Raw genomic sequence first — 22,462 nt, forward strand, 5'->3', positions numbered from 1 at the left:
CCAGCCAAACTAGGGCCGGTGCGGGACACTGTCAATTGGGAGCACGCGCTGGTGACCGGCAACGGCCGGCAGGGCGCGCTGTGCTGGGGCACCCCGGCGGAGCTGCGGCTGACCGTCTCGCACGAGCGGCTGTTCCTCCCGCTGCGGGCGCCGCTGGCCGCGCCCGACACCGCGGCCGTCCTGCCGCGGCTGCGGCGCCTGCTCGACGAGGGCCGGTACGCGGCGGCCGCGCAGGCGGTGTGCGACCGGGCGGTGGCCGGCGAACCGGCGTACGCCGAAACGCTCTGGATCGATCCGCTGGTCGGCGCCGCGACGCTGACCGTGCGCCCGCACCGCGCGGGCGTGGACTTCCGGCGCGACGTCGATCTCGCCAGCGGCGTGGTGACGCTGGGCTGGCGCGACGAGCGCGGCGAGGCGCGGGCCGAGGTCTTCGCCTCCCGGCCCGCCGACGCGATCGTGCTGCGGCTGTCCGCCGCCGGCGGCTTCGCGGGCACGCTGGCGCTCGGCCTCATCGACGGCATCCCGCCGGTCCCGGTGGAGGCACGGACCCGCGCCTTGGCCGGCGGGCTCACGCTGAGCGCGACCTTCGAGGCGGCGTGGCCGGGCGCGCTCACCGGCTACCGCGTGCGCTGCCAGCTGCTCACCGGCGACGCGGCGGTCCCCCGCGGCCCCGGGCTGGAGGTGCGCTCGGACGCCACCCTGGTCATCCGCACGCTGCTGCCGGGCGACCCCGAGCCGGAGGTGACCGGCGACTACGAGACGCTGCTGGCAGAGCACCGCACCATCCACAGTGGGCTCATGGGCCGCGTCCACCTGGACCTGGCCGCCGGTCCCGCCCAGCGGTCCGCCCCCACCGCCGCCCTGCTCGCCGAGCCGGTCGGCCCGGCCCTGGTGGAGCGCCTCTTCGACGCCGGCCGCTACGCCGTCATCAGCAGCACGGGTGACCTCCCACCGACCCTGCAGGGCGTGTGGAGCGGCACCTGGACCCCGCCGTGGTCCAGCGGGTACACCCTCGACGGCAACCTCCCCGCAGCCGTCGCCGCCCTGCTCCCGACGGCCACCCCCGAGCTGCTGCTCCCGGTCTTCGACCTCATCGAGGCCCACCGCGACGACCTGCGGCACAATGCCCGCCGGCTGTACGGCGCCCGCGGCCTCCTGGCCCCCGCGCACCTGTCCACACACGGGCGGCAGAACCACTTCGGCCCCGTGTGGTGCCTCACCTTCTGGACCGCCGGGGCCGCGTGGCTGGGCCGCCTCTACGTCGACTACTGGCGCTACACCGGCGACCGGGAGTTCCTGCGGGACCGGGCACTGCCGTTCCTGCGCGAGGCCGCCGACTTCTACCTCGATTTCGTCGAGGTCCGCGACGGCGCCGCGCGGTTCAGCCCCTCCTACTCGCCGGAGAACGCGCCGGCCTCGACCGGCTCGCAGGCCTGCGTCGACGCCACCATGGACGTCGCCGTGGTCCGCGACCTGCTCACCAACCTGCTGCGCGGCACCGCCGAGCTGGGCCTCGACGACCCGGCCGCGCCGCGGTGGCGGGCGCTGCTCGGCGCGCTCCCCCGCTACCGGGTCGCCGGCGGGTTGCTGGCCGAGTGGTGCCACCCGGGGCTCGACGACCAGCCCGCGCACCGGCACGCCTCGCATCTGTGGCCGCTCTGGTACGAGCCCGACCCGCTCATCACCGACGATCCGCGGCTGCGCGCGGCCGCGGTGGCCAGTGTCCGCAGCCGGCTGGCCTGGTGGGCGGGTGCGGCGTCCGACGAGATGGCGTACGGGCTGGCCCAGCTCGGGCTCGCCGCGGCCGCGCTGGGGCTGGCCGAGGAGGCGTACGCCACCGTCGAGGCGATGGCGGGCCGGTACTGGCGGGACAACCTGGTGCCGACGCACAACCGGGACGCCCTGTTCAACGTGGACATCGCCGGCGGGCTGCCGGCGGTGGTCGCCGCCATGCTGGTCCGCTCGGCCCACGGGCGGCTGGACCTGCTGCCGGCACTGCCCAGGGCCTGGCCGCGGGGCCGGGTCACCGGGCTCGCCGCCCGCGACGCCGTGCGGGTCCTCGAGCTGCGGTGGGAACCGGGCCGCGCGGACGCCGTCCTCCGTGCGCGCCACGCGACGACGGTGGAGGTGGGCGCCCCGGCCCTCGGGGCGCCGTACCGGACAGTGACCCTGCCGGCCGGCCGGCCGGTGCCGGTGCGGTTCAGCCCTTGACCGCGCCGACGATGACGCCGCGGGTGAAGTGCCGCTGCACGAACGGGTAGACCAACGCGATCGGCGCCACCGTCACCACCACCACGGCCATCTTGATCGCCAGCGTCGGCGGCAGGGAGGCGGCCGCGGCGCCGGCGTTCTGCGGCGACTGCCCGGCCAGGATGTAGCTCTGCAGCACCCGCTGGATCGGGAACTTCTCGTTGTCGTCGATGTAGAGCAGCGCGTTGAACCAGATGTTCCAGTAGCCCACGGCGTAGAACAGGCCGACCACCGCGACCACCGCCCGGGACAGCGGCAGCACGATGCGGGTCAGGATCCGGAACTCCCCGGCCCCGTCGATGCGCGCGCTGTCCATCAGCTCGGTCGGGATGTTCTGGAAGAACGCCCGGACCACGACCAGGTTGAACACGCTCACCGCGCCCGGCAGGATCAGCGCCCACAGGCTGTCCTTGAGCCCCAGCCCGGTCACCACCAGGTAGCTCGGCACCAGGCCGGGGTAGATCAGGAAGCTGAGCAGGAAGTAGAAGAGCAGGCCGCGGTGGAACAGCGAGCCGGGCCGCGACAGGCCGTACGCGGCCAGCACGGTGAGCACCAGGCTGAACGCCGTGCCGGCCGCCGTCACCAGCGTGCTGACCAGCAGGGCCTTGCTGATCTGCCCGCCGGAGAAGATGATCCGGTACGCCGACAGGTCCAGGCCGCGGGGCACCACCACCAGCCCTCCGGCGGCGTTGATGGTCTCCCGCGACGACAGGCTGGTCACCAGCACCACCCACAGCGGCACCAGCACGGCCAGCACGACCGCCGTCAGCACCGTCCCCTTGGCGGTCCGGCCGGCGACCCCGGGATCCTCCTCCCAGGCCGGTCGTCCGGGGGGCCGGCGGCGCGCGGGGCGGGTGGTCGTGGTCATGATCGCGAGTAGACCCCTCGTTCGCCGAGCAGGTGGGCCATCTTGTTGGCGGCCAGGATGAGCACCAGGCCGACCACCGCCTTGAAGAGCCCGGCGGCCGCGCCGAACCCGTAGTCCCCGGTGGCGATGGACTGGTAGTAGACGAAGGTGTCCAGCACCTCGGCGGCCTGCCGGCCGACCGCGTCGCGCTGCAGCATGAACTGCTCGAAGCCGACCGACAGGGCGTCACCGAGGCGCAGGATCAGCAGCAGCACGATGACCGGGCGCAGGCTCGGCAGGGTGATGTGCCACAGCCGGCGCCAGCGCCCGGCGCCGTCCACCGCCGACGCCTCGTACAGGTTGGGGTCGACCGCGGCCAGCGCGGCCAGGAAGACGATCGTGCCCCAGCCCAGGTCCTTCCAGACCGCCTCGGCGGTGACCAGCACGATGAACGTGTCCGGGTTGGACATGATCTCCGGTGGCGAGAAGCCGGCGTCGCGCAGCTCCTGGGAGAGCAGCCCGGCCCCACCGAGCATCTGCACGAAGAACGTGACGACCAGCACCCAGCTGAAGAAGTGCGGCAGGTAGACCACGGTCTGCACGAAGCTCCGCAGCCGCCGCGACAGGATGCTGTCGAGCAGGATGGCCAGGGCGATCGGCAGCGGGAAGAAGAAGACCAGCTGGAACGCCGTGATGGACAGCGTGTTCCACAGGGCGTCCCAGAACGCCGGGTCGGCGAACAGGTCCCGGAAATTGGCCAGCCCGACGAACGGGCTGGCCAGCAGGGCCGACAGCGCGTCGTCGCCCAGGTAGGGGTTGTAGTCCTGGAAGGCCACGACGTTGCCGAGCACCGGCAGGTAGTGGAAGACCAGCAGGGCCAGCGCGCCCGGCGCCACCATGGCCAGCAGCGGCCAGTCGCGGCGCAGCCGGGCCCGCAGGGGGGAGCGCCGGGGCCGCTCGGCGCGCCGGCGGCGGGACGCCGGCGGCCCCGGCGCGACCGGCTCCGGCGGTACCACCGGGGCCGGCCGGCTGGCCTGATCAGCGCTCATCGTCCGGCGTCGGCCAGCGCCGCGGCGAGCATCTGGCGGGCCTCGTCGCCGCCGGCCGCCCGCCACTCCTTGACCACGGCGTCGAGGTCGGTCAGCGGGCGCCGGCCCCGGACGATGTCGGTGATCTTGTCCTCGGTGGGCACGGTGGAGGCCTTGTACTTGGCGGGCATCTCGAACTTGAGCCCGTCCCAGGGGTCCTTCTCCAGGTACTTGACGGTCTCGTTGGAGTAGGCCATCACCTGCGGCACGTAGTCGGGCGTCTGCGGGGACGGCGGCACGACCGGGCTGCGGCCGCTGATGAAGAAGTACTGGTTCTGGATCTCCTTGAAGCCCAGCTCGGTCTTGGCCGGCCCGGCGGCGGTGCGGGTGTGGTGCCGGCCCTCGACGCCGTACTCGCGCAGGTCGAACTCCTTGGTGCCGAAGGGGGCCGAGCACCAGTTGATGATGCGCAGCAGCTCCTCCACCCGGGCCTGGCCGAGCCCCTTCTTGATGAACAGGAACGAGATCGGCTTGTCGTCACCCCAGGCCAGCGGGTCGCCGCCGGTGGCCGAGAACAGCGGGACCGGCTGGATGTTGAAGCCCGGCGTGATCTTCTGCTGCTCGGCCTGCATCGGCTGCCACATGCCGGGACCGTCCTGGTGGAACAGGATCTTGCCGCCCTGCAGCAGCTGCTTGGCGTCGGCGCCCTTGCTGGCCACGATGTCCGGGTGCACCAGCCCGGCCTTGTACACCTTCACCATGAACTCGGCGGCCTGCCGGTACTCCGGTGTCTCGTACTTGAACTCCGGGGTGCCGTCGGCCCTGAGCCGCCAGCCCCCCTTGCTGCCCGGCGCCTTGTAGAACATCTGCACCATCTGGAAGATGTCGGAGAAGGCCCAGACGCCCTTGCCGGGGTTGGTCACCTCCTGGCCGACCGAGAACAGCTCGTCGATGCTCTTCGGCGCGGCCAGCCCGGCCTTGTCCAGCAGGTCCTTGCGCTGGAAGAGCGCCCACGGGAACGGGCCGTCGGTCGGGTTCGGCACGGCCATCAGCCGCTCGTTCCAGCACGACTCGCGCCAGGCCCCGGCCGGGAACGTGGCCAGCATGGGATACGCCGCGACCTTGTTCCCCTGCAGGTACGGGGTCAGGTCCTCGAAGAGCGCACCGACCGCGTCGCTGAACCGGGCCAGCTTCTCGACCTCCCAGCTCGGCACGCAGAGCAGGTCGGGCACGTCGCGGGCGCCCAGGAGCGCGCCGAGCTTGTCGGCGTAGGCCGCGCCGTCCTGCATGCTGAACTCGACGGTCGCGCCCAGCTCGGCGTTGACCGCCGTGAAGTAGCTGTTGCTCGACCCGGCGGGCGGCGCCGGGCCCCAGACCGGCACCATCGCCCGGATCGCCGGGCCCCCGGCGCCGGGCTTGTCCGCGACGGCGTCGATCAGCTCGGCCGGGAACTTGGTGTAGCCGTCCGGCACCGGCCGGGTGCCCTTGATGTCGGGCTGGGGCGTCCCGGCGAACGCCCGCTGCTCCGGCAGCAGCGCGGAGAGCTTGTCCAGGTTCTGCGTGCCACCGCCGCGGGTGGCCTTGTCGCCGCACCCGGCCAGCGTTCCTCCGCTCGCGACGGCAACGGCGCCGAGACCGAGCAGGCTCAGGAAGCCCCGGCGGTCGGCGGTCGGGCCCGTGGGTGTGGTCACGGCGCGCTCCTCTGATAACGGTCGACGGGAGGGAGACCCTCCCGCTAGAGTTTGTTTAGCTTGTAGCCAAACAAATTAGCCGACCGTCGATGGACCCACAAGAGTCGCCCGCGCCCGGTGGCGGCGGGGGTGCGGCATGATGAGCGGGCCGGCCGGGGAAGGCCGGCGGCGAGAGGCAGGACTGACGTGATCAGTACGCACGGCATGACGCGGCCGGCGGACTTGTCCGACGTGAGGACGACGAACCTGGCGGTGGTGCTGCGGTTCGTCCGGACCCACGCGCCCTGTTCGCGGGCGGACATCGCCGCGTCCACGGGCCTCAACAAGGCGACGGTCTCCAGCCTGGTCACCGACCTGCTGGAGCGGCGCCTGCTGCGCGAGACCGGGCTGACCGAGAACCGGATCGGCCGGCCGGCGTCGATGCTGACGCTGCAGAGCCGGCCGTACGCCGCCATCGGGATCGAGCTGGCCGCCGACCACCTGGTCGCGATCGCCGTGGACCTGACCGGCGAGCGGCTGCTGACCTGGCGCCGGGCCCACGCCGGCCTGGACGGCGCGCCCGGGCGCGCGGAGGCCGCGGTGGCCGCGCTGGCCGGCCGGGTGGTCGCCAAGATGGCGGCCGAGCAGCGCCGGGTGCTGGGGCTGACCGTGGCCGCGCCCGGCCTGGTGGCGCCGGGCGGCGGGGTCCGGTTCCCCCCGCACCTGGCCCGGCCCGCGCTGGATCTCGGCGCGGCGCTGGAGCGCGGCCTGCGCCACCCGGAGTACGACGTGGTGATCGAGAGCTCGGCCAACCTGGCCGCGCTGGCGGAGTACCGCGGCGGCGCCGAGGCCGACACGCCCCACCTGATCGCCCTGGTCGGTGGCGTGGAGATCGGCGCGGGCATCGTGGCCGACGGCCGGGCGCTGCGCGGCGGGCGGGGCTTCGCCGGGCAGGCGGGTCACCTGCAGGTGGACTGCGCCGGACCCCGGTGCCGGTGCGGGCGGCAGGGCTGCCTGGAAGCGGTCGCGGGGCTGCCCGCGCTGGTCCGCCGCGCGCTGCCGGACACGGCGCCGGACGGCCCGATCGTCGACTACGCCCCGGAGCTGGAGCGGATCACCGCGCTCGCCGGAAACGGGGACGCCCACGTCACCGGGGCGCTCGCCGAGACCGGCCGGCTGCTCGGCCGCGGCGTCTCGATGCTGGCCGAACTGCTCGATCCCCAGGTCGTCGTGCTCGGCGGCAGCTTCGCGACGCTGGCGCCCTGGCTGCTGCCCGCGGTGCAGGCCGAGCTGGCCGCGCGAGCGCCGGGCGAGACCGCTTGCCGGGTCACGGCGTCCACTCTGCACCCGGACGGCGCGGCGCTGGGCGGGGCGATGCTCGCGCTGGACCGGCTCGAGTCGGGCCAGCTGCCGGCGTCGGCCGGCTGAGCCCCGGGCCGGGGGCCCGACGGATCTCGCCGTACCCCTTGACCGGCGTCGATGCCTGGTGCCAACCTCAGAAGGCTCCGCCGTAACACGGGTGTAACTGCGCCGTCGCGGCGGAGCCTTTTCCGGATCCTCATCGAAGCGCTTCGACAGTCCCACCGCAGCCACGGCCCGGGAATGCCACGCCTCGATCCCACGCCGAGGAGAACACCCGCCATGACCGAGCCGGTCCGCGGCACCTTCCAGGACCCGGGCAGGCCACTGTCCGACCGGGTCACCGACCTGCTCGCCCGGCTGACCCTGCCGGAGAAGGTGGCGCTGCTGCACCAGCACCAGGCGCCGGTCCCCCGGCTGGGCGTCGGGCCCTTCCGCACCGGCACCGAGGCGCTGCACGGAGTGGCGTGGCTCGGCGCGGCGACGGTCTTTCCGCAGGCCGTCGGCCTGGGCAGCAGCTGGGACCCGGAACTGGTACGCCGGGTCGGCGCCGCGGTCGGCGACGAGGTGCGCGGCCTGCACCACAAGGATCCCGCGGGCGTCGGCCTCAACGTGTGGGCCCCGGTGGTCAACCCGCTGCGCGACCCGCGCTGGGGCCGCAACGAGGAGGGGTACGCCGAGGACCCCTGGCTCACCGGCGTGCTGGGCACCGCGTACGCCCGCGGGCTGCGCGGCGACGACCCGCGCTATCTGCGGACCGCGCCCACGCTCAAGCACTTCCTGGGCTACAACAACGAGACCGACCGGCACCTGACCTCCAGCGACCTGCCGCCGCGGGTGCTGCACGAGTACGAGCTGCCGGCCTTCCGCGAGCCCGTCGCCACCGGCGCCGCGGTGGCCGTGATGGCGTCGTACAACCTGGTCAACGGGCGGCCGGCGCACCTGAGCCCGCTGCTGGGCGACGAGCTGCGCTCCTGGACCGGCGACGACGTGCTGGTCGTGGGCGACGCGTTCGCCGGCAGCAACCTGGCCGGCGACCAGCACTACCTGAGCGACCACGCCGCCGGGTTCGCCGCCGCCCTGCGCGCCGGCGTGGACTGCTTCACCGAGGACGCCGAGGCGACCCTGGGCCGACTGCACGAGGCCCTGGAGCGTGGCCTGCTCGCCGAGTCCGACGTGGACAACGCGGCCCGGCACATCCTGGCGGTCCGGTTCCGGCTGGGCGAGTTCGACCCCGAGGAGCCCAACCCGTACGCCGCCACGACCGCAGCGGTGGTCAACTGCGTAGAGCACCAGCGGCTGGCCCGCGAGGCGGCCCGGGCGAGCGTGGTGCTGCTGAAGAACAGCGACGCGGTGCTGCCGCTGGCCCCGGACCGCACGGTCGCGGTGCTCGGCCCGCTGGGCGACACGGTGCTGGCGGACTGGTACAGCGGCACCCTGCCGTACGCGGTGACCCTGCGCGCCGGCCTCGCGGAACGCCTCGGTGACGACGCGGTGCGCACCGCCGAGGGGGTGGACCGGGTCCGGCTGCGCACCCCGGGCGGGACGGTGCTCGGCGGCGACGGCCCCGACGGCGCCGCGCTGCGGGTCGGCGAGCCCGCCACCGGCCCCGCGGCGGGCTTCGACCTGCTCGACTGGGGCGGCGGCACGATCACGCTGCGCTGCGCCGCGAACCGGCGGTACGTGCGCGCCGACGAGAGCGGCACGCTGGTCAACGACCGGGCCGAGCCGGGCGAGTGGGTGGTCCGGGAGACCTTCGAGCCGGTCCGGCAGGGCGACGCGGTGGTGCTGCGACACCTGGCGAGCAACCGGTACGTCGCGGCCGGCCCCGACGGCGTGCTGCGCGCCGACGCCGCCGGACCGGACACGGCCACCGCCTTCACGCTGGAGCTGGCCGAGGACGGGGTCGCGGCCGCGGCGGCGCTGGCCCGGGACGCGGACGTGGCGCTGGTGGTGCTGGGCAACCACCCGATGGTCGCCGGGCGGGAGACCGAGGACCGGCTCGACCTGGCGCTGCCGCCGCGGCAGGAGGCGCTGCTGCGCGCCGTACGGGCGGCCAACCCGCGGACCGTGCTGGTGCTGACCAGCAGTTACCCGTACGCGGTGGGCTGGGCCCAGGAGCACCTGCCGGCGCTGCTGTGGTCGGCCCACGGCGGCCAGGAGTTCGGTGCGGCGCTGGCCGACGTGCTGCTCGGCGAGACCGCGGAGGGCGAGCCGGTGGAGCCGACCGGCCGGTTGCCGCAGACCTGGTACCGCGGCGCCGACGAGCTGCCGGACCTGCTCGACTACGACATCATCGGCAGCGACGCCACCTACCTCTACTTCCGCGGCGTGCCGCTGTACCCGTTCGGCCACGGCCTCGGCTACACCCGCTTCGCGCACAGCGACCTGCGGCTGAGCGCCGCCGAGGCGGAGCCGGGCGCCGAGGTGCTGATCAGCGTGGACGTGGTCAACACCGGCGACCGGACCGGCACCGAGGTCGTGCAGTTCTACACCCGGCAGCGCCGCTCCCGCGACAAGCAGCCGCTGCGGCAGCTCCGCGGCTTCCGGCGGGTCCGGCTGGCCCCGGGCGAGCGGGCCACGGTGACCCTCCCGCTGCGGGTGGACGACCTGGCCTTCTTCGACGTGGTCCAGGACCGGCCGGTGGTGGAACGGGCCCGGCACTCCGTCCTGGCGGCCCGCTCCTGCACCGACCTCACGGCGAGCACGACGCTGACCGTGCACGGCGAGGAGCTGCCCGGCCGACGGGCCGCCGGCCTGCGGGCGGCGAGCCGCGACGGCGAGTACGGCACCGCCCTGACCGACGAGGGCCCGGAGCGCGGGGACGCGGTCGTGGCCGTACGCGACGGCGCCTGGCTGGCCTTCGGCCGGGTCGACTTCGGCGCGGGCACCGACCGCATCACCGCGGCCGCGGCGGCGGCCGGCCCCGGCGCCCGGATCGAGGTCCGGCTCGACGAGCCGCTGTCCGGACCGGTCGCGGCCGTGTTCGACGTGCCCGCCACCGCCGGCCGGCACGACTGGGCCGAGGTGGCCGCGCCGCTGACCGGGGCGACCGGCCGGCGCGACCTCTACCTCGTCTTCCCCACCGCCGGCGCCCGGCTGAGCCGGGTGGGGTTCGGCGCGGGCTGAGGTCTCAGGGCCGCAGTGCCAGCTTGCCCACGGTGGCACGGGCTTCCAGCTCGGCGAGCGCCTCCGGGCCGTCGGTCAGCTCATGGACGGTGGGCCGGCCGGGGCCGAGCACCCCGGCCGCGAGCAGCGCGGCCAGCTCACCCATGAGCTCGCCGAAGAGCTGCGGAGCGGCCTGGATCAGAACGCCGATGTTGAGCCGATGACGTGGACCTGGTGCCGGTAGACCAGGTCCCGGTTGGTGATCGCGGCCTCCCCGCCGGCCAGGCCGTAGACGACGACCCGGCCGGTGACCCGCTTGGCCGCGGCCAGGCCGGCGTCGAGGGTGGCGCCGCCGACGGACTCCAGCACCCGGTCGACGCCGGCGCCGCCGGTCAGCCGCAGCACCTCGGCGGCGAGGTCCGCACCGCGGGCGTCGATGACGTGGTCGGCGCCCAGGGCCCGTACCACCTCGTGCTTGCCGGGCGAGGCCGACGCGATGACCGTCGCGCCGTAATGCTTGGCGATCCGCACCGCGGCCTGGCCGGTCCCGCCGGCGGCGGCGGTGATCAGCACCGTCTGCCCCGCGGCGACACCGCCCAGCGGCTTGAGCGCCGCCAGGGCGGTCGGCCAGTTGACGACCAGGCCCAGCGCCTGCTCGTCGGACCAGCCCGCCGGCACGGGGACCGCCGCGGCCGCGGGCAGCAGCATGTGCTCGGCGAAGGCGCCGCCACCCATGGCGACCCCGATGACGTGGACGCCAGGCTCCAGGCCGGTCACCCCCTCGCCGACGGCGGTGACCTCACCGGCGCCCTCGATCCCGGCCACGTACGGCGGCCGCGGGCCACCGGCGAACGTGCCGTACGCCTGGGAGATGTCGACGAAGTTGACCCCGGCGGCGGTGACCCGGATCAGCACCTCGCCGGGGCCCGGGCTCGGTACCGGCGCGTCGGCGATCAGGCGCAGGTCCCGAGGGCCGCTCAGGGAGGTCTGCTGCAGGGCGCGCATGGTCGCGGGAGTGCTCATGGCGGGTGCCGTCCTTTGTTTGTCGATTGACCAACAATTAGCGCACCACCCTCCGGAGGTCAAGGTAAAGTTGAACGATCGACCAAGAAGTACGGAGATCCCTGGATGGCTACCCGCGGCAGGCCGCGCACCTTCGACCCGGACACGGCCCTGCGCCGGGCGCTGGACCTGTTCTGGGAGCGGGGGTACGAGGGCACCTCCCTCAACGACCTCGCGCAGGCCATGGGCATCGCCTCGGCCAGCATCTACGCCTGCTTCGGCAGCAAGGAGGAGCTGTTCCGCCAGGTGATGGCGCTCTACGGCGTGACCTCGGGCGAGCCGCCCCGGCGCGCGTTGCGCGAGCAGCCGACCGCGCGGGCCGCGGTCCACGCCATGCTGCGCGCCACCGCCGACGAGATCACCCGCCCGGACACGCCGCACTACTGCATGCTCGTGCTGGCCGCGCCCACCGGCGCGGTGGAGAACCACGCGGTCCGCGACTTCCTGGCCGACCGCCGGCGCGGCCAGCACACCGCCATCAGGGACCGCCTCGCCCGGGGCGTCACGGACGGCGATCTCACCGCGTCGCCCGCCGGCCTCGACGCCCTGGCCCGCTACTACACCACCGTGGTGCAGGGCCTGTCCCTGCAGGCGCGCGACGGCGCGACCCGCGCCGAACTGGAAGCGGTCATCGGCTGCGCGATGGCCGCGTGGGACGCGCTGCCGGCGGCTGCGCGCTGAGTCAGCGGGCCGCCAGGTGCGCGCGCACCGCCGCCACGGTGGTGACGTCGGCGTACTTGGCGGCCAGGTCGTACAGGTTGGCGTCGTGCACCGCCGGGGTGCGGTCGCCGCACGCGTCGGCCACCACGATCGGGCGGAAGCCGTGCTGCATCGCGTCCGTCGCGCTGGCCCGCACGCAGCCCGACGTCGACACCCCGGCGATCACCGTGGTGTCGACGCCGGCGGCGGTGAGGGTGGCGGCCAGCGAGGTGCCGAAGAAGGCGGACGCGTACTGCTTGACCACCACCGGCTCGCCGGGGCGCGGGGTCAGCTCGGCGACGAGCTCGCCCAGGTCGCCGGCGCCCTCGGCGAGCAGCGCGAGGCCCGGCACCTTGCGGACGAACAGGCCGCCGTCGGCGAGCCCGGCCGCGTACCGCACCCGGGTGTGCACCACCAGCAGCCCGGCGTCCCGGGCCGCGGCCAGCAGCGCGGCGCAGCCGTCCACCGCCGCCCGGGAGCCCAGGTCGAACGGGCTCCCGGGGGTGAAGTACGCCCGCATCATGTCGATGACCAGCAGGGCGGGCCGCCGGCCCCACCCCAGCTCACCACCGAACGGGCCGGTCATGCTGGGCCACCCTTCGACATGCCCTCCTGGCCCTCGCCTGCCGGGCCGCGGCGCGGTGCGGCTGAGTGCCGCTCGGTGCAGTCGGTCATGCCCAGACGGGGCGGGTCGGCGCGGGCAACCCCGTCTCCTCCTCGCACCGGGCCAGGATCTCGTCCAGCCCGGGGCCCATGTCGAACACGGGCAGCTCCTCCGGGCGCCCGGCGCGGAGCTGCGCCCGCAATGCCTCGGTGGCCGCCGGGTCGGTCGTGCCGGCGTCGTCGACGACCACGCCGTAGCGCCGCGCCCCCGCGGCGGTGACCAGGCCGCGCCGCACCTCCAGGCCGACCAGCTCGGGATCGCGCAGCAGCGGGTCGCCCCAGCCGCCGCCGCCCCAGGTGACGAAGTGCAGCACGTCGCCGGGGCGGACCGGCACGTCGTGGCACTTGCTCGGCAGGATCTCCCGGCTGCCGTCGACCCGGTCGATCCACTTGCGACCGCGGGCGCCGGGCGCGCCGCCGTTGACGCCCCACGGGTACATCAGCCAGCGGTCGTCGTGGATCGCGATCGTCCCCGGCTCGAGGAAGTGGTACGCGACGTCCACACCGTTGCCGCCGCGGTGCAGACCGGCCCCGCCGGTGTCGGCGATGGTCTCCCACTTCTCGATCCGCAGCGGATAGTACGACTCCAGGAACTCGCAGGGGATGTTGACGAAGCTGGGCCACAGCGAGTGCCCGTCCGGCCCGTCGCCGAGCGGGCGGCCCGGGATGCCGCCGAAGCCGATCGAGTAGAGCTGGAACCACTCGCCCTTGCGCTCGCCCCCGCTGTAGTTGCCGGAGTACATGAAGTGCGGCGACGAGGAGAAGCCGGCCGCGTTGAGCAGCGCCGGGTTGGTCTGCCCGAGCAGCCCGCCGAACAGGTCGAAGACCCGGCCGATGCCGTGGTTGCGGGCGTTGAGCGCGGCCGGGTGCTTCGGCTTCCAGTACGAGCCGTCCGGGATGGTCACGTCGACCAGCGGGTAGAAGCCGTCGTTCCAGAGGATCTGCGGGTCGGCCACGGTGATCATGTAGATGCCGAAGAACATCCGGGCCAGGTTCTCGTTCAGGTAGTAGTTGATCGGGCCCTGCGCCTGCGGCGACGAGCCGGTGAAGTCCAGGTGCACCTTGTCGCCGGTGCGGGTCAGCGACAGCTTCAGCTCGTACGGGCCGAAGCCGACGCCGTCGTCGCAGATGTAGTCGGTGAACGACAGCGTGCGGCCCTCCTCGAAGACCAGGTGCAGCAGCGCCTTCATCGCGTCGTGGTTGCGCTGCAGCAGCGCGTCCAGCGCCGACAGGTACGTCTCCACGCCGAACCGGGCGCACATCTCCTGCACCCGGCGCGCGGCCGTGCGGCAGGCGGCGACCAGCCCGTTGAGGTCGGCCCGGTTCCAGTCCGGCACCCGCACCTGGTTCAGGATGATGCGCAGCGCGTCCTCGTTGACCCGGCCGGCCTCGTAGAGCTTGAACGGCGGGATCACCACGCCTTCCTCGTAGATGGTGCGGGCGTCGGTGGGCATGGACGACGGGGTCTTGCCGCCCACGTCGGACATGTGCCCGAACATCGACGCCCAGCCGACCACCCGTCCCGCGACGAAGATCGGCAGCACCACCAGCCAGTCGTTGGCGTGGCTGATCGCGGCGCCGCACGCGTACGGGTCGGAGGTGAGCAGGACGTCGCCCTCGCCGATGTCGCCGTCGAAGCCGGCCAGGAAGTCCGGGATGGACAGCCCGAACTGGCCCACCACCATCTTGCCGGCCGGGTCGGCGATCAGCGGGAACTCGTCGTGCTGCTCGCGGATGCCGGGCGAGAGCGCGGTGCGGAAGAGCACCTCGTCCATCTCGTAGCGGGCGTTGCGCAGCCCGTTCTCCACCAGGTCCAGGGTCACCGGGTCGACCTCGACCCGGGGTACCTCGGTGGTGTCGGTCTCGACGATGCGCGCCATGTCAGGCCTCCGTAACGCTGGGACGGATCAGCAGGCTGCCGCCGGCGTCGGCGGTGGCGGTGTGCCCGGGCAGCACGAGGGTGGTGGAGTCCATCTCGACGACGATCGCCGGACCGGGCACCACGTCACCCGCCCGGAGTTTGAGCCGGTCGTAGAGCCCGGCGTCGACGAAGTCGCCGTCGACGTAGATGCGGGTGGCGCCGGTGCGGGCGGCCGAGACGTCGCCGTCGCCGGGCTCGAGCCGGATCGGGGCGACCCGCGGCCGCGGCCCGCTGACCGTGGCCCGGGCGTTCACCAGCTCGTGCCCGGCCGGCAGGGTGAACGAGAAGAGCCGCTCGTGCTCCGCGTCGAAGCGCCGGGCGAGCTGGGCCGGGCCGTCGTCGGCGCCGAGCAGTCCGGCGTCGAAGGTGACCGCCAGCTCGTTGCCCTGCCCCACGAACCGCAGATCGGCCGAGTACGTGACGGTGTGCTCGCCGGCCGGGACGCCCTGGCCGACCAGCCGCCGCGACGCGGACTCGGCCAGCTCGCCGAAGACGGCGCGCAGCTCCGCCGCGTCCAGCTCGTCGAGCTTGCGCAGCACCGTGCGGGCCGACTCGTCGCGGGCGGAGGTGGTGGCGTCGCCGAGCGCGCAGAGCACCCCGGGCGACGGCGGCACGATCACCGGCCACGCGCCGGTGAGCCGGCCGAGCGCGTTGGCGTGCAGCGGCCCGGCGCCGCCGAAGGCGACCAGGGCGAAGTCGCGGGGGTCGAAGCCCTGCTGCACGCTGACCAGCCGCAGGCCGCCGAGCATGTTCTCGTTGACGATGTCGATGATCCCGGCCGCGGCGGCCTCGGCGCTGGGCAGGCCCATGGCATCGGCGACGGTCTGCACGGCGGCCCGGGCGGCCTCCCGGTCCAGGGTGATCTCGCCGCCGGCCAGCGTGGTGGGCAGGTAGCCGAGCACCACGTTGGCGTCGGTCACGGTGGGCTCGGCGCCGCCCTTGCCGTACGCGGCTGGTCCCGGCTCCGCCCCGGCGGACTGCGGACCGACCCGCAGCGCCCGGGTGAGCTGCGGTACGTGCGCGATCGAGCCGCCGCCCGCGCCGACCGTGCGCACGTCGACGGCGGAGGCCCGGACCGTCAGGTCGCCGACCTTGGTCTCGCGGCCGATCCGGGCCGTGCCGCCGCGCACCAGCGCGACGTCGGTCGAGGTGCCGCCCATGTCGAAGGTGATGAGCTCGGTGTGGCCGGACTGCTCGGCCACCCACACCGCGCCGGTGACCCCGCCGGCCGGGCCGGACAGCAGCATGGTGACGGGCGCGGAGATGGCCGCTTCGGCCGCCGACAGGCCGCCGTCACTGCGCAGGATGGACAGTTCCCCGGGTACGCCCTGCCGGGTCAGCTGGGCGGACAGGTTGGCCACGTACCGGGCGACCTGGGGCTGCACGTAGCCGTTGGCCACGGTGGTCAGCGCGCGCTCGTACTCGCGCATCTCGGGCAGGACCACACTGGAGAGCGAGACCTCGACGCCGGGCAGCTCCTCGGCGGCCAGCTCGGCGATGCGCCGCTCGTGGCGGTCGTCGGCGAAGGCGTTGATGAGCGAGACCGCGAGGGCCTCGACGCCGTTGGCCCGCAGCACGCGCAGCGCCGCGCGGGTGGCCTCCTCGTCGAGCGCGAGCACCACGCTGCCGTCGCTGCCGATCCGCTCCGGCGCCTCCACGGTGTTCTCCAGCGCGGCCAGCGGCTCCGGCTTGGGCCAGATGATCCAACCGGCCAGCCCGCCGGGCACGAACGAGCGGGCGATCTGCAGCACCTGGCGGAACCCGCGGGTGGTCACCAGCCCGACCGTGGCGCCCTTGCCCTCGAGGATCGCGTTGGTCGCGACGGTGGTGCCGTGCAGCACGTGCGCGATGTCGCCGCGCTCGACGCCGGCCTCCGCGCACACCTTGTCGATGCCGTGCAGGACCCCGATCGACTGGTCGCTCGGCGTCGAGGCGGTCTTGGCCCGCCAGGTCGACCCCGACTCCTCGTCGACCAGCAGCACGTCGGTGAAGGTCCCGCCCACATCCACGCCGAGTCGATATGACATCTCGCTCCCTTCTCAGATGATTCCGGCTGCGCGCAGGCGTACCTGCTCCTTGTCGTCCAGGCCGATCAGTCCGCCGTAGATCTCGTCGTTGTGCTCCCCGAGGGCCGGCCCGGCGGTGCGGACGGCGCCGGGGGTCGCGGACAGCCGCGGGGTCGCGTTCTGCATGGGCAGCTCGCCGAAGTCGGGGTGCGGCACCCGGACGATGGCCTCGCGGGCCGCGAAGTGCGGGTCGCCGAACATGTCCTTGGCCCGGAAGATCCGCCCGGCCGGCACGCCGTTGCCGTGCAGGGTCTCGAGCAGCTGCTCGGCGCCCAGCGTGGAGGTCCAGCGGGCGATGTGGTCGTCGAGCTCGGCCATCGCGGCGCCGCGGGCCGAGTGGGTGGCGTAACGCGGGTCCCGGGCCAGCTCCGGCTCGTCCATCGCCGCGGCGAGCCGGCCGAAGACGGTGTCCTGGTTGGCGGCGATGAGGATCAGGTCGCCGTCGCCGGTCGGGTAGACGTTGCTGGGCGAGACGTTCGGCAGCGTGGCGCCGGTGCGCTCGCGCTGGTAGCCGGCGACCGCCCACTCCGGCAGCAGCGACTCCATCATGGCCAGCACCGCCTCGTAGATGGCCGAGTCGACGATCTGGCCGCGGCCGGTGCGCCCCCGGCTGTGCACGGCGACCAGGGTGCCGAGGCAGGCGTAGACCGCGGCCAGCGAGTCGCCGAGGGAGATGCCGGCGCGCACCGGCGGGCCCTCGGGGTCGCCCATCACGTACCGGATGCCGCCCATGGCCTCGCCGATCGAGCCGAAGCCGGCCCGGCCGGCGTAGGGCCCGGTCTGGCCGTAGCCGGTCACCCGGGTGATGATCAGGCCGGGGTTGGTCCGCCAGAGCGTCTCCGGGCCCAGCCCCCAGCGCTCCAGGGTGCCGGGGCGGAAGTTCTCCACGACGATGTCGGCGCTGTCGATGAGCCGGCGGATCAGCGCCTGGCCCTCCGGCTCGCGCAGGTTGCAGGTGATGGACTTCTTGTTGCGGGCCACCACCGGCCACCACAGCGACTTGCCGTGCGGCTTCTCCCGGCCCCACTCGCGCATCGGGTCGCCCTTGGCCGGATCCTCGACCTTGATCACCTCGGCGCCGAAGTCGCCCAGCAGCTGGCCGCAGAACGGCCCGGCCAGCAACTGGCCGAACTCCACGACGCGCAGATCGTCCAGCGGAAGAGTCATGAGCGCGGTACCCCGATCATCGTGGCGCGGGCGTTGTAGAGGTGGGCCCGCATGATCGCCTCGGCCCAGTCACCGTCGCCGGCCCGCGCGGCGGCGACCATCTCGACGTGGTGGTGCAGGCTGCGCAGCAGCGCCTCCGGGGTGTAGTCGTGGAAGTTCTGGTGGACCACGGCGGCGTGGGTGACCCCGCGCAGCGCGGCGGCCAGCGGCGCCGTCCCGGCCGCCTCGATGAACAGCCCGTGGAAGCGCCGGTTGGCCTCGACGATCGGGGTGAGGTCCTGCCGGCGGCCGGGCCGGCCGGTGCGCAGCATGGACTCGGCCAGCTCGTGCAACTCGTCGAGCTGCTCCGGGCCGAGCCGGGGGACGGCGAGGCGGACCGCGTACGGCTCCAGCCGCAGCCGCAGCTCGAAGATGTCGCGGAGCTCGGCCGTGGACCAGGTCGCCACCCGCGCGCCGCGGTTCGGCTGGAGCTCGACCAGTCCCTCGGCGGCGAGCCGGGTCAGCGCCTCCCGGATCGGCGTGCGGCTCACCCGCAGCCGGCTGGCCAGCTCGGCCTCGCCCAGCCGGGCCCCGGACGCGATCACCCCGGAGAGGATCTCCTCCCGCAGGGACTGCGCCGCCTGTTCCGCTGCTGGTCGCACCGGGCCTCCCGTTCCGCTCGATTGCATGCAATCCTTGTCACGGCCCGGGTGTTTGCGCAAGAGAGGTGTCCACGATGTCGAGAGGTTGTATGCAATGAGCGTTTCGATCGTGGAGGTCTCCCCCCGCGACGGCCTGCAGAACGAGGCCGTCCCGGTGCCCACCGCCGACAAACTGGCGCTGATCGACACGCTGGTGTCCAGCGGGCTGCGCCGCATCGAGGCGACCAGCTTCGTCAACCCCCGGCGGGTGCCGCAGCTGGCCGACGCCGAGGAGGTCGCCGCGCGGCTGCCGCGCGGCCGGGTGTCCTGGATCGGCCTGGTGCTCAACGAGCGCGGCCTCGACCGGGCCATCGCCGCGGGCATGGACGAGGTCAACGTCGTGGTGGTCGCCACGGACACCTTCAGCCGGCGCAACCAGGGCGTCGACACGGCCGGCGGCATCGCGGCCTGGCACCGGATCGCCGAACGGGCACGGGCGGCCGGTCTGCGCACGACGGTCTCGGTCGCGGCGGCGTTCGGCTGCCCGTTCGAGGGCGAGGTGACCACCGACCGGGTCCGCGAGGTGATCGCGAGCTGCGCCACCGCCCGCCCCGACGAGCTCGCACTGGCCGACACCATCGGCGTCGGCGTCCCGGCCCAGGTACGCGCCCTGGCCGCCGCGGCGGCGGCCGAAGCGCCCGGGGTGCCGCTGCGCTGGCACTTCCACAACACCCGCAACACCGGCTACGCCAACGCCCTCACCGCGGCCGACCTGGCCGGCGACCACCCGGTGGCCCTGGACAGCAGCGCCGGCGGGATCGGCGGCTGCCCGTTCGCGCCGAACGCCACCGGCAACATCGCCACCGAGGACCTGCTGTACCTGCTCGGCCGCAGCGGCTACGAGACCGGGGTGGACGTCGCGGGGCTGCTGCCGTTGGGGGCGCGGTTGGGTGGGCTGCTCGGGCATGAGGTGCCGGGGCAGTTGCGGCGGGCGGGGGTGTTTCCGGGCGCCCAGCCGTAGGGCAGGCGATTCGTCAAGGCCGTTCGCGCTCCTTTCCGATCCCGGGTGAATTCACTCCTTTGCGCGTAGCGATGAATTGGCATGATCGACCCGGCCGTCGGGGTCGGAAACTGTCGGCCGTGGGCGAGACAATGGACGCATGCCGCAGCTTCACCTGTTCGCGAAGGCTGAGTTGGCCGCCATGCGCGACCGCACCAGGTCGCGCACCTGTTCGGCCGGGCGGGAGCAGTTCCGCCGCGATCAGCAGCGCCGTCGGAACTGGGGACTGGCACGACGGCACGCCGAGCGGCTGCGGCGTCTGTGGGCCAGGCCGGCGGGTCGCGCGCTGCATCCTTCCCATCAGCTGTCCGATCGCGCGTCGCCTTCTCAGCCGGGCGGACACCACGCTGCCGCGTCAGGTCAGGAGGCCTCGGCCGCGCGAGATCTGCCGCGACGCCGGGAGCGCACGGGATCGGGTGCATGCGCCGGTCTTGAGCCGGCAGCGGGCGCGTCCGTGGCGGTGCGTGCCGACCGGCCGCGCCGGCCCGGAGACCCGCTCATGCTGGTCACCCAGCCGCGCCGACCAGCGACACCGGCCCGGACTCCGGCCCGTGCCAGTCACCTGAGCGCGCCGCCCCAGACTCCCCCGCCCGACCGCGACGCCCCGAACACCCGCTCGACCGCGCCGGTCTCCGCGCCCAACCGCGCCGCTCCGGACACTCGACCGCGCGCCCGCCGGCCACACCCGCCGCCCGGCGAGGACGGCCAAACACGCCACGGCGCTCCAGCCAGCTTGCCGGCCGCGCCATTCCCAACCACCGCGCCAGCCGCGACCGCCGCCGACGATCAAGGCAGAAATACCCTTCACCGCTGGCCCCTTCATCGGCCGGGACCACCTCGAATAGCCGTAGCATTCCGAGGCCGTTGTCGCGCCGGTGGACGGGCACGGGCGTCGCCGGGAGGCTTGGACGAGAATGCATTCGACGTGTCTATTCGGCCCCTTCGTCGACACGGGCCTGGCACCAATCTGGCGTGGCGGCCTCCCTCAGCGCCGGCGGCCCGGCCGCCCAGCGAGGGAAGCGGGCCGTCCGGTCGTGGACCGACCCGCTCAGCACTGCGGGGACCAGCCGTCGGCGCCGGCGAGGAACGCGGCGACGGTCAGGTCGGCCGCCTCCTCCGGGGTGAGCTGCGGGCGGTCCGGCGTCACCAGCGCGCCCGGCCCGCGGTTGTGGTACTCGGCGAACCGCGCGTCCCGCCAGGGCCAGGTGCCGAAGTCGCTCCACGGGGTCGCTCCGATGTGCGCGCCCAGCCACGACTCGCGGATGACGGTCTGGCCGATCGCGTTCGGGTCCTGGCTGGGGTGCCAGGGGCGGCCCAGGAAGACGCTCGCCGGCGGCGCGTCCGAGGTGAACGCGCACCGGGCGAAGAGCAGGCCGTGCGGGTTCGTGATGCTGGTGCTCGGCGCGGTCACGTACCCGTTGTTGGTGGCCGAGCCGCGGTCGAGCGAGTGGATCCGGCAGCGGTCGAAGGCGGCCGTGCCGCGGCCGAAGATGAAGTCCACGTCGCCCTCGACGTAGCAGTGGCGCAGGTAGATGCGGGCCGGCACGTCGGCGGCGGGGCTGTTGAGGTAGAGCGTGTCCTGGTTGCCGAGGAACCGGACGGTGTCGAACTCGATGCGGTCGGCGCGGGTCAGCACGGCCACCGCCTGCCGGCCGGTGATCTCCGGGTGGGCCGCCTCGTCGAAGGAGTTCGAGAAGGTCAGGTTCCGGGCGGCGAAGTCGGCCCCGTCGACGGTGACGGAGGCGCTGCCGGACGTGCCCCAGGTGCCGCCGTCCGGGCGCGGGGTGCCGTTGGCCCGGTCGTCGGTAATCACCACGTGCTCCGGGCGGCGGCCGCGGCCGCGCAGCAGGATGTGCGGCTTGTCGGCGGGGATGATCACCTGGCCGTGGTACGTGCCGGGCGCGATGTCGATGGTTTGGCGGGTCGCGTTGCCGGCGGGCACGGCGTTCACCGCCGCCTGGACGGTGGTGAAGTCGCCGCTGCCGTCGGCGGCGACCGTGCTGCGCGTGCCGGACCCCGCCGGACCGGACCCCGCCGGACCGGACCTGGCCGGGCCGGCCTGGACGGGACCGGCCGGGGCGCGGCCGGCCGGGGCAGCCTGGGCGGATCGCCCACCGGCGGCGGAACCGGCGGCGATCGCCACGCCGGAGCTCGCGGCCAGCCTGATCAGGGTGCGGCGATCCATGGATCCTCCCGGGGCATGAGGTAAGCGCTTTCCTTCCGCCCGACCGTAGGAGGCGCAGCCACGTCCGTCAATGGCCCACGCCAAGCCGGCGAACCCTCGGCGGTTCCCCCGGGGGTCGGGCTGGCAGCGGGTCGTCGGGCCATCGTCCCGGCCCGGCAACACCAGCCCGGCAGATCAACCGCCGCGCACCCCCAGCAGCGAGCCGGCAGACCCTCGACGGGTCCACCGGCTCGATCCAGCCGTGCTGGGGTGCCCGGCCTACCAGAGGATGCCCGGCTGCGGGATCTCCGCCCCGACCGCGAAGAAGTCGTGCCACTTCACGCCCGTGCCGACGAACCGGCGGCCGGTGGAGCGCGCCACGTACACGTCCGCGGCCGCGCCCCGGGTGAACGTCGCGATGTCGGTCCGGCCGTCGCCGGTGAAGTCGCCCGTGCCCGGGATCTCCGCCCCGACCGCGAAGAAGTCGTGCCACTTCACGCCCGTGCCGGCGAAGTACGAGCCCCGGGACAGCGCCACGTACACGTCGGCCGCCGGGCCGCGGGTGAACGTCACGATGTCGTCGCGGCCGTCGCCGTTGAAGTCGCCGACCGAGGGCAGTTCCGAGCCCACGGCGAAGTAGTCGTGCCACTTCACGCCCGTGCCCGAGAACGACGAGCCGGTCGACAGCGCCACGTACACGTCGGCGGTCGCGCCCCGGGTGAACGTCGCGATGTCGTCCTTGCCGTCGCCGTTGAAGTCGCCGACCGCCGGGACCTCC

Annotated in this window: 17 protein-coding genes; 5 read left to right on the forward strand and 12 right to left on the reverse strand. The window is 74.1% G+C overall.

Annotated features, from left to right (window positions below):
• The first annotated feature begins 18 nt into the window (after nucleotides 1–18).
• Complete coding sequence (locus tag Ani05nite_RS12860) at nucleotides 19–2,211, forward strand: glycosyl hydrolase family 95 catalytic domain-containing protein (protein ID WP_203768208.1); 2,193 nt, start codon at nucleotides 19–21, stop codon at nucleotides 2,209–2,211.
• On the opposite strand, the gene Ani05nite_RS12865 is transcribed toward Ani05nite_RS12860, so the two are convergent.
• The 3 genes from Ani05nite_RS12865 to Ani05nite_RS12875 are packed head-to-tail and all read right to left on the reverse strand — an operon-like array spanning nucleotide 2,201 to nucleotide 5,816.
• A complete protein-coding gene (locus Ani05nite_RS12865; RefSeq protein ID WP_203768209.1) occupies nucleotides 2,201–3,118 on the reverse strand; it encodes a carbohydrate ABC transporter permease in 918 nt (305 codons plus the stop codon). The genes Ani05nite_RS12860 and Ani05nite_RS12865 overlap by 11 nt on opposite strands.
• Nucleotides 3,115–4,146 carry an ABC transporter permease gene (locus Ani05nite_RS12870; protein WP_203768210.1) on the reverse strand — a complete coding sequence of 344 codons (1,032 nt, stop codon included), beginning with the start codon at nucleotides 4,144–4,146 and terminating at the stop codon, nucleotides 3,115–3,117. Before Ani05nite_RS12870 ends, Ani05nite_RS12865 begins: the two co-directional genes overlap by 4 nt.
• The gene (locus Ani05nite_RS12875; protein ID WP_203768211.1) at nucleotides 4,143–5,816 is read right to left on the reverse strand and encodes an extracellular solute-binding protein; all 1,674 of its coding nucleotides are present in this window, start codon (nucleotides 5,814–5,816) and stop codon (nucleotides 4,143–4,145) included. Before Ani05nite_RS12875 ends, Ani05nite_RS12870 begins: the two co-directional genes overlap by 4 nt.
• A gap of 231 nt (nucleotides 5,817–6,047) precedes the next feature.
• Here Ani05nite_RS12875 and Ani05nite_RS12880 point away from each other — a divergent pair, with 231 nt between their 5' ends.
• Both Ani05nite_RS12880 and Ani05nite_RS12885 read left to right on the forward strand, forming a co-directional pair.
• The gene (locus tag Ani05nite_RS12880; protein ID WP_239129810.1) at nucleotides 6,048–7,223 is read left to right on the forward strand and encodes an ROK family transcriptional regulator; all 1,176 of its coding nucleotides are present in this window, start codon (nucleotides 6,048–6,050) and stop codon (nucleotides 7,221–7,223) included.
• Nucleotides 7,224–7,436: 213 nt separating this feature from the next.
• Nucleotides 7,437–10,283 carry a glycoside hydrolase family 3 protein gene (locus tag Ani05nite_RS12885; protein ID WP_203768212.1) on the forward strand — a complete coding sequence of 949 codons (2,847 nt, stop codon included), beginning with the start codon at nucleotides 7,437–7,439 and terminating at the stop codon, nucleotides 10,281–10,283.
• A gap of 4 nt (nucleotides 10,284–10,287) precedes the next feature.
• On the opposite strand, the gene Ani05nite_RS40990 is transcribed toward Ani05nite_RS12885, so the two are convergent.
• Both Ani05nite_RS40990 and Ani05nite_RS12890 read right to left on the reverse strand, forming a co-directional pair.
• Nucleotides 10,288–10,428, reverse strand: coding sequence for a hypothetical protein (locus Ani05nite_RS40990; protein ID WP_239129812.1), 141 nt, complete (start codon nucleotides 10,426–10,428; stop codon nucleotides 10,288–10,290).
• A gap of 32 nt (nucleotides 10,429–10,460) precedes the next feature.
• Nucleotides 10,461–11,285, reverse strand: a complete 825-nt coding sequence (locus Ani05nite_RS12890; protein WP_239129814.1) for a zinc-binding dehydrogenase — start codon at nucleotides 11,283–11,285, stop codon at nucleotides 10,461–10,463.
• A 105-nt stretch (nucleotides 11,286–11,390) separates the two neighbouring features.
• On the opposite strand from Ani05nite_RS12890, the gene Ani05nite_RS12895 reads away from it, so the two are divergent.
• Nucleotides 11,391–12,005 (forward strand): TetR/AcrR family transcriptional regulator, encoded by a 615-nt coding sequence (locus tag Ani05nite_RS12895; RefSeq protein WP_203768213.1) that lies wholly within the window; start codon nucleotides 11,391–11,393, stop codon nucleotides 12,003–12,005.
• A gap of 1 nt (nucleotide 12,006) precedes the next feature.
• Here the strand turns inward: Ani05nite_RS12895 and Ani05nite_RS12900 are convergent, their stop codons facing one another.
• The 5 genes from Ani05nite_RS12900 to Ani05nite_RS12920 all read right to left on the reverse strand — a co-directional run bounded on the left by Ani05nite_RS12900 (nucleotide 12,007) and on the right by Ani05nite_RS12920 (nucleotide 18,481).
• The gene (locus tag Ani05nite_RS12900; protein WP_203768215.1) at nucleotides 12,007–12,609 is read right to left on the reverse strand and encodes an isochorismatase family protein; all 603 of its coding nucleotides are present in this window, start codon (nucleotides 12,607–12,609) and stop codon (nucleotides 12,007–12,009) included.
• Nucleotides 12,610–12,694: 85 nt separating this feature from the next.
• Nucleotides 12,695–14,566, reverse strand: a complete 1,872-nt coding sequence (locus tag Ani05nite_RS12905; protein ID WP_203768216.1) for a hydantoinase B/oxoprolinase family protein — start codon at nucleotides 14,564–14,566, stop codon at nucleotides 12,695–12,697.
• Nucleotide 14,567: 1 nt separating this feature from the next.
• Entirely contained in the window at nucleotides 14,568–16,634 is a 2,067-nt protein-coding gene (locus Ani05nite_RS12910) for a hydantoinase/oxoprolinase family protein (RefSeq protein WP_239129816.1), read from the reverse strand.
• Nucleotides 16,635–16,646: 12 nt separating this feature from the next.
• Entirely contained in the window at nucleotides 16,647–17,840 is a 1,194-nt protein-coding gene (locus tag Ani05nite_RS12915) for a CaiB/BaiF CoA transferase family protein (RefSeq protein WP_203768217.1), read from the reverse strand.
• Nucleotides 17,837–18,481 carry a GntR family transcriptional regulator gene (locus Ani05nite_RS12920; RefSeq protein ID WP_203768218.1) on the reverse strand — a complete coding sequence of 215 codons (645 nt, stop codon included), beginning with the start codon at nucleotides 18,479–18,481 and terminating at the stop codon, nucleotides 17,837–17,839. The genes Ani05nite_RS12915 and Ani05nite_RS12920 overlap by 4 nt, the downstream gene beginning before the upstream one ends.
• A 94-nt stretch (nucleotides 18,482–18,575) precedes the next feature.
• On the opposite strand from Ani05nite_RS12920, the gene Ani05nite_RS12925 reads away from it, so the two are divergent.
• The gene (locus tag Ani05nite_RS12925) at nucleotides 18,576–19,481 is read left to right on the forward strand and encodes a hydroxymethylglutaryl-CoA lyase (protein WP_203768219.1); all 906 of its coding nucleotides are present in this window, start codon (nucleotides 18,576–18,578) and stop codon (nucleotides 19,479–19,481) included.
• Between the two features lie 1,087 nt (nucleotides 19,482–20,568).
• Here Ani05nite_RS12925 and Ani05nite_RS12930 read toward each other — a convergent pair.
• Nucleotides 20,569–21,705 carry a pectinesterase family protein gene (locus tag Ani05nite_RS12930; protein ID WP_239129820.1) on the reverse strand — a complete coding sequence of 379 codons (1,137 nt, stop codon included), beginning with the start codon at nucleotides 21,703–21,705 and terminating at the stop codon, nucleotides 20,569–20,571.
• Between the two features lie 258 nt (nucleotides 21,706–21,963).
• Nucleotides 21,964–22,462, reverse strand: a 499-nt coding sequence (locus tag Ani05nite_RS12935; protein ID WP_203768220.1) for an FG-GAP repeat domain-containing protein, incomplete at its 5' end; no start/stop codon positions are given.

Source organism: Actinoplanes nipponensis (assembly GCF_016862275.1).
Classification (GTDB): Bacteria; Actinomycetota; Actinomycetes; order Mycobacteriales; family Micromonosporaceae; genus Actinoplanes; species Actinoplanes nipponensis.

Bases quoted from the DNA above. Each gene is read 5' to 3' on its own strand.
- Ani05nite_RS12865 (WP_203768209.1), bottom strand. From the start codon at position 3,118: ATGACCACGACCACCCGCCCCGCGCGCCGCCGGCCCCCCGGACGACCG.
- Ani05nite_RS12870 (WP_203768210.1), bottom strand. From the start codon at position 4,146: ATGAGCGCTGATCAGGCCAGCCGGCCGGCCCCGGTGGTACCGCCGGAG.
- Ani05nite_RS12885 (WP_203768212.1), top strand. From the start codon at position 7,437: ATGACCGAGCCGGTCCGCGGCACCTTCCAGGACCCGGGCAGGCCACTG.
- Ani05nite_RS40990 (WP_239129812.1), bottom strand. From the start codon at position 10,428: ATGGGTGAGCTGGCCGCGCTGCTCGCGGCCGGGGTGCTCGGCCCCGGC.
- Ani05nite_RS12890 (WP_239129814.1), bottom strand. From the start codon at position 11,285: ATGAGCACTCCCGCGACCATGCGCGCCCTGCAGCAGACCTCCCTGAGC.
- Ani05nite_RS12895 (WP_203768213.1), top strand. From the start codon at position 11,391: ATGGCTACCCGCGGCAGGCCGCGCACCTTCGACCCGGACACGGCCCTG.
- Ani05nite_RS12900 (WP_203768215.1), bottom strand. From the start codon at position 12,609: ATGACCGGCCCGTTCGGTGGTGAGCTGGGGTGGGGCCGGCGGCCCGCC.
- Ani05nite_RS12905 (WP_203768216.1), bottom strand. From the start codon at position 14,566: ATGGCGCGCATCGTCGAGACCGACACCACCGAGGTACCCCGGGTCGAG.
- Ani05nite_RS12910 (WP_239129816.1), bottom strand. From the start codon at position 16,634: ATGTCATATCGACTCGGCGTGGATGTGGGCGGGACCTTCACCGACGTG.
- Ani05nite_RS12915 (WP_203768217.1), bottom strand. From the start codon at position 17,840: ATGACTCTTCCGCTGGACGATCTGCGCGTCGTGGAGTTCGGCCAGTTG.
- Ani05nite_RS12925 (WP_203768219.1), top strand. From the start codon at position 18,576: ATGAGCGTTTCGATCGTGGAGGTCTCCCCCCGCGACGGCCTGCAGAAC.
- Ani05nite_RS12930 (WP_239129820.1), bottom strand. From the start codon at position 21,705: ATGGATCGCCGCACCCTGATCAGGCTGGCCGCGAGCTCCGGCGTGGCG.